The organism is Mesorhizobium sp. M7A.T.Ca.US.000.02.2.1 (genome assembly GCF_003996995.1).
GTDB lineage: Bacteria > Pseudomonadota > Alphaproteobacteria > Rhizobiales > Rhizobiaceae > Mesorhizobium.
Genome location: NZ_RZTT01000453.1, coordinates 1 through 4,539, shown reverse-complemented (window position 1 = coordinate 4,539; position 4,539 = coordinate 1). Strand labels below are relative to the sequence as shown.

The 4,539-nt window shown below is 63.5% G+C and carries 6 protein-coding genes; 5 read left to right on the top strand and 1 reads right to left on the bottom strand.

The features are described 5' to 3' along the window. The 5 genes from EOD15_RS29105 to EOD15_RS29090 all read left to right on the top strand — a co-directional run. The coding region (locus tag EOD15_RS29105) for a polyphenol oxidase family protein (protein WP_148129681.1) at positions 1-448 on the top strand (448 nt) is incomplete at its 5' end. After that, a complete protein-coding gene (locus EOD15_RS29100) occupies positions 448-1,599 on the top strand; it encodes a Xaa-Pro peptidase family protein (RefSeq protein ID WP_127321246.1) in 1,152 nt (383 codons plus the stop codon). The genes EOD15_RS29105 and EOD15_RS29100, both read left to right, overlap by 1 nt. Positions 1,600-1,642: 43 nt before the next feature. Further along, complete coding sequence (locus EOD15_RS29095; protein ID WP_127321245.1) at positions 1,643-2,230, top strand: hypothetical protein; 588 nt, start codon at positions 1,643-1,645, stop codon at positions 2,228-2,230. A 43-nt stretch (positions 2,231-2,273) separates the two neighbouring features. After that, positions 2,274-2,405 (top strand): hypothetical protein, encoded by a 132-nt coding sequence (locus EOD15_RS37290; RefSeq protein ID WP_256747485.1) that lies wholly within the window; start codon positions 2,274-2,276, stop codon positions 2,403-2,405. Between the two features lie 63 nt (positions 2,406-2,468). After that, positions 2,469-3,404 (top strand): ribose-phosphate pyrophosphokinase, encoded by a 936-nt coding sequence (locus EOD15_RS29090; protein WP_013530002.1) that lies wholly within the window; start codon positions 2,469-2,471, stop codon positions 3,402-3,404. Between the two features lie 153 nt (positions 3,405-3,557). Here the strand turns inward: EOD15_RS29090 and EOD15_RS29085 are convergent, their stop codons facing one another. Next, the gene (locus EOD15_RS29085; RefSeq protein WP_127409072.1) at positions 3,558-4,442 is read right to left on the bottom strand and encodes a helix-turn-helix transcriptional regulator; all 885 of its coding nucleotides are present in this window, start codon (positions 4,440-4,442) and stop codon (positions 3,558-3,560) included. Positions 4,443-4,539: the final 97 nt, after the last annotated feature.

The window sequence follows — 4,539 nt, the reverse complement described above, 5'->3', positions numbered from 1 at the left end:
TTGCGGTCCCGTGCTGTTCGCGGATGCTGAGGCGCGCATCATCGGCGCTGCGCATGCCGGCTGGAAAGGCGCGTTCACCGGCGTGCTCGAAAACACCATCCTGGCGATGGAAAGCCTCGGCGCCCGGCGCCAAAACATCATCGCCGTGCTAGGCCCCTCCATCGGCCCTGCCAACTACGAGGTCGGCCCGGAATTCGTCGCCCGCTTTGTCGAAGCCGACGCCGAAAATATCCTCTATTTCGCGCCGTCCGCCAATGCCGGCCATGCCATGTTCGACCTCAACCGCTACACGGTTGACCGGCTGGCCGAGGCCGGCGTGACGGCTGAAGGCCTCGACCGCTGCACTTACGCCGAGGAAGGCCTGTTCTACTCCTACCGGCGCACCACGCATCGCAAGGAGCCCGATTACGGCCGGCAGGTTTCGGCAATCGTCTTGGAGAGGGAATAATGGCGCTGCATTTTGAACGATCTGAATTTGACGCGCGGCGCGACCGGCTGATCATCGAGATGGCCGAAAAGAAGCTCGACGCCATCCTGCTGTTCGCGCAGGAAAGCATGTACTGGCTGACCGGTTACGACACGTTCGGCTTCTGCTTCTTCCAGTGCCTGGTGGTGAAAGCCGACGGTTCGATGGTGCTGCTGACCCGCTCGGCCGACCTGCGCCAGGCGCGTCAGACCTCGATTATCGACAACATCGTCTTGTGGACGGACCGCAACGGCGCCAATCCGGCGGTCGACCTGCGCAATCTGCTCAACGAACTCGACCTGCTCGGCGCCCGCATCGGTGTCGAATACGACACCCATGGCCTGACCGCGTTCAATGGCCGACGGCTCGACGAACAGTTGCAGACCTTCGGCCAGATCGCCGATGCGTCCGGCGTTGTCGGGCGGCTGCGCCTGTTCAAGAGTCCGGCCGAGATCGCCAAGGCCGAGAAGGCCGCCAATCTCTCCGACGATGCGCTCGACGCGGCGCTGCCGCTGATCAAGCAAGGCGGCGACGAAGCCCTGATCCTGGCCGCCATGCAGGGTGCGATCTTTGCCGGCGGCGGCGACTATCCGGCCAACGAATTCATCATCGGCTCCGGCGTCGATGCGCTGCTGTGCCGCTACAAGGCCGGCCGCCGCAAGCTCACCAAAAATGACCAGCTGACGCTCGAATGGGCCGGCGTCTTCAACCACTACCACGCACCGATGATGCGCACGGTGCTGACCGGCAAGGTGTCGAAGCGCCATCAGGAATTGTTCGACGCCGCCCGCGCGGCACTCCTGGCTGTCGAAAAGGCGATGACGCCGGGCAACAGCTTCGGCGACGTCTTCGATGCGCATGCCCGCACCATGGAGGCACACGGCCTGACCAAGCACCGGCTGAACGCCTGCGGCTATTCGGTCGGCGCCCGCTTCACCCCGTCCTGGATGGACATGCCGATGTTCTACCAGGGCAATCCCGAACCGATCGCGCCCAACATGACGCTGTTCGCCCATATGATCATCATGGACTCCGATACCGAGACGGCGATGACGCTTGGCCGCACCTACCTGACCACCGAATCCCAGCCCAAGCCGCTGTCCCGCCATGATCTCGACTTGATCGTACAGTGAATCCACAATGGGAGGCGTTCTTCGCCAAGGAGTTAGAAGGCAAATGAGACGATCGCATGTGACGACCGTGTCATTGCTTGTGGCATTGGCTCTTGCCGCCTGCACCAACGCAAAGGACGTGCTCGAACCGTCGGCGATCACTCCGCCGGCGACGTCGACCCAGACGCTGCCCGCCACCAGCACGGCGGGCGCTCCCGCAACCACCGCGGCCCCGGTCACATCAGCCCAAAGCGCTGCCATCCTGTCGAAGACCCGCCTGCAGATCGCGCCGATCGTCGGCGCTTCGGTGGAAGCCGCGACACCTCTTACGGCGGAGTTGCAGACCCGCGCCAGGCAGCGCGGTATCACGCTCGCCGGCAGCGCCGACCAGACCGTGACACATGTGCTGAAGGGCTATTTCTCGACGATGTCGGAAGGCGCCGACACCACCGTCATCTATGTCTGGGATGTCTATGACCCCGCCGGCAACCGGCTGCACCGCATCAATGGTCAGCAGAAGGCCCCGTCGGTCAATTCCGGCGCCAGCGCGGGCGGCGACAGCTGGAAGGGGGTCTCGCCGGCCACCATGCAGACGATCGCCGACCAGACCATCGACCAATTCGCGGCCTGGCTCGGCGGCAAGGCGGGCTAGAGGCATCGGACCCAAAAAGTGGAGACGGTTTTGGGAAAATCCGATGCCCAACGAGAAGAAGGAGCAGCGCAAGTCCGCTGCTCCCTGTTGCAGCCCGGCGATGGCGCGGAGCTTTCTTGAGTTTAGCCGGCGGATTCCCGATCTCGGCGCTTGCAATACCGGCGCGGGCCGCTAAAAGCCCGGTTAAAGGGCGCAAGCGAGTCCGTCAGGTCTCATCATCCTCCACCAGGAACCGTGCATGAAACTCTTCGCGGGCAATTCCAACAGGGTGCTGGCCGAAGCGGTCGCCCGGTACCTCAACGTCCCGCTGGGCAAAGCCACGGTCAGGCGCTTCGCCGACCAGGAAATCTTCGTCGAAATCCAGGAAAACGTGCGCGGCGAGGATGTCTTCATCCTGCAATCGACCTCGTTCCCGACCAACGATCATTTGATGGAATTGCTCATCATGATCGATGCCTTCATGCGTTCCTCGGCCAAGCGCATCACGGCGGTCATCCCCTATTTCGGCTACGCCAGGCAGGACCGCCGCGCCTCCGGCCGCACGCCGATCTCGGCCAAGCTGGTCGCCAACATGATCACCCGCGCCGGTGTCGACCGCGTTCTGACGCTTGACCTGCATGCCGGCCAGATCCAAGGCTTCTTCGATATTCCGACCGACAATCTGTTTTCCGTACCGGTGATGGCCCGCGACGTGAAGGCCAAATACAAGCAACTCGGCAACGTCGTGGTGGTCTCGCCCGACATTGGCGGCGTGGTCCGCGCCCGTGCGCTGGCCAAGCGCTTCGATGCGCAACTGGCCATCGTCGACAAGCGCCGCGAACGGCCCGGTGAATCGGAAGTCATGAACATCATCGGCGCGGTCGCCGGCAAGGATTGCCTGCTGATCGACGACATCGTCGATTCCGGCGGCACGCTGTGCAACGCCGCCGATGCACTGCTGGCCAACGGCGCCACCAGTGTCACCGCCTATATCACCCACGGTGTGCTGTCGGGCGGTGCGGTTGCCCGCATCAGCGGCTCGAAGCTGCAGGAACTGGTGATCACCGATTCCATCCAGCCCACCCAGGGCGTGCTCGACGCGCCCAACATCCGCGTCATCTCGATCGCCGACCTCATGGGCGAAGCCATTTCGCGCACCGCGACCGAGGAATCGGTGTCGAGCCTGTTCGACTAGAGCAATTCCAGCTAGAGCAATTCTAGGAAAAGTGTGAAGCGGTTTTCCCGGGAAAGCGCGTAGCGCTGTCCTAGAGAATTGCGTCAAAACAAAGAGTTAGAGCAGCTCGCCGTTTCCGTGAAACGGTAAAATGCTCTAGAACAGCACCTGCCGTTACGGCGCAAGGCTTTCCAACCGAACCGGGCCGACCAGGCGACGAGCGACCTCGACGCTTTCTCGTGCGCCGCGCATATAGCCGCGCGGCGAGGTCCCCAGCATGCGCTTGAACATGGTGATGAAGGCCGGCACGCTGTCATAGCCGAGATCGAGCGCCACCCTGGTGATCGGCTCGCCGTCCGCCAGCCTGGGCAGCGCCGCGAACAGGCAGGCCTGCTGGCGCCATGTCGACAGCGACAAGCCGGTCTGGCGCTGGAAGGCGCGGGTGAAGGAGCGGCGGCTCATGCCGGCGGCATCGGCCCACTCGTCGATCGTCGCGTGCGGCGATGGTGCTGCGACGAAGCGCCGGCACAGCGCCGACAGCCTTGGGTCGGACGGGAATGGCAGGCCGAGCGGCCGTTCCGGCAAGGTCGGGATTTCGTGCAGCAAAAGGTTCATGATCAGCCCACCGCGTCCTTCCAGAACGCCGCCTTGCGGCAGCTTTTCCGATTCCACGATCAGGCTGTGCATCAGGTCGGTGACGCCGACGACGCGCAAGCCTTCGGGCAGCCCGGGGATCGCCTGTGGCATGACATAGACCGAACGCATCGAGACATCGCCCAGCATCTCGACGGAATGCTCGGTGCCGGCTGGAATCCACATCGCGTGGTCGGGCGGCACCATCCAGCGTCCGTAGCGCGTCGTCACCAGCACCACGCCGACAAGCGCATGCAAGAGCTGGCTGCGGCTGTGGCGGTGCTGCGGCACACGGTAGCCATCGGGATATTCGGTCGGCAATGCCACCGCCGGCCCGGCCACTTGCTCAAGCCACTGCCAGCGGCTCTCGTGCAACTGGCCGAGATTGGCGTTGCCAGCGTGGAAGACTTCTTTGCCGTGCGGCATCCGATATGGCCCACTTGCGAAACTATTGGACCAAACCACGAAAGAAGTCATCCCGCAAGCAGCTTATAAGGCACCGGTCCCAAGCGCTCCACAGGAG

Excerpts from the sequence above, each read along its gene's own strand:
- EOD15_RS29100 (WP_127321246.1), top strand. The coding sequence starts at position 448 with ATGGCGCTGCATTTTGAACGATCTGAATTTGACGCGCGGCGCGACCGG.
- EOD15_RS29095 (WP_127321245.1), top strand. The coding sequence starts at position 1,643 with ATGAGACGATCGCATGTGACGACCGTGTCATTGCTTGTGGCATTGGCT.
- EOD15_RS37290 (WP_256747485.1), top strand. The coding sequence starts at position 2,274 with ATGCCCAACGAGAAGAAGGAGCAGCGCAAGTCCGCTGCTCCCTGTTGC.
- EOD15_RS29090 (WP_013530002.1), top strand. The coding sequence starts at position 2,469 with ATGAAACTCTTCGCGGGCAATTCCAACAGGGTGCTGGCCGAAGCGGTC.
- EOD15_RS29085 (WP_127409072.1), bottom strand. The coding sequence starts at position 4,442 with ATGCCGCACGGCAAAGAAGTCTTCCACGCTGGCAACGCCAATCTCGGC.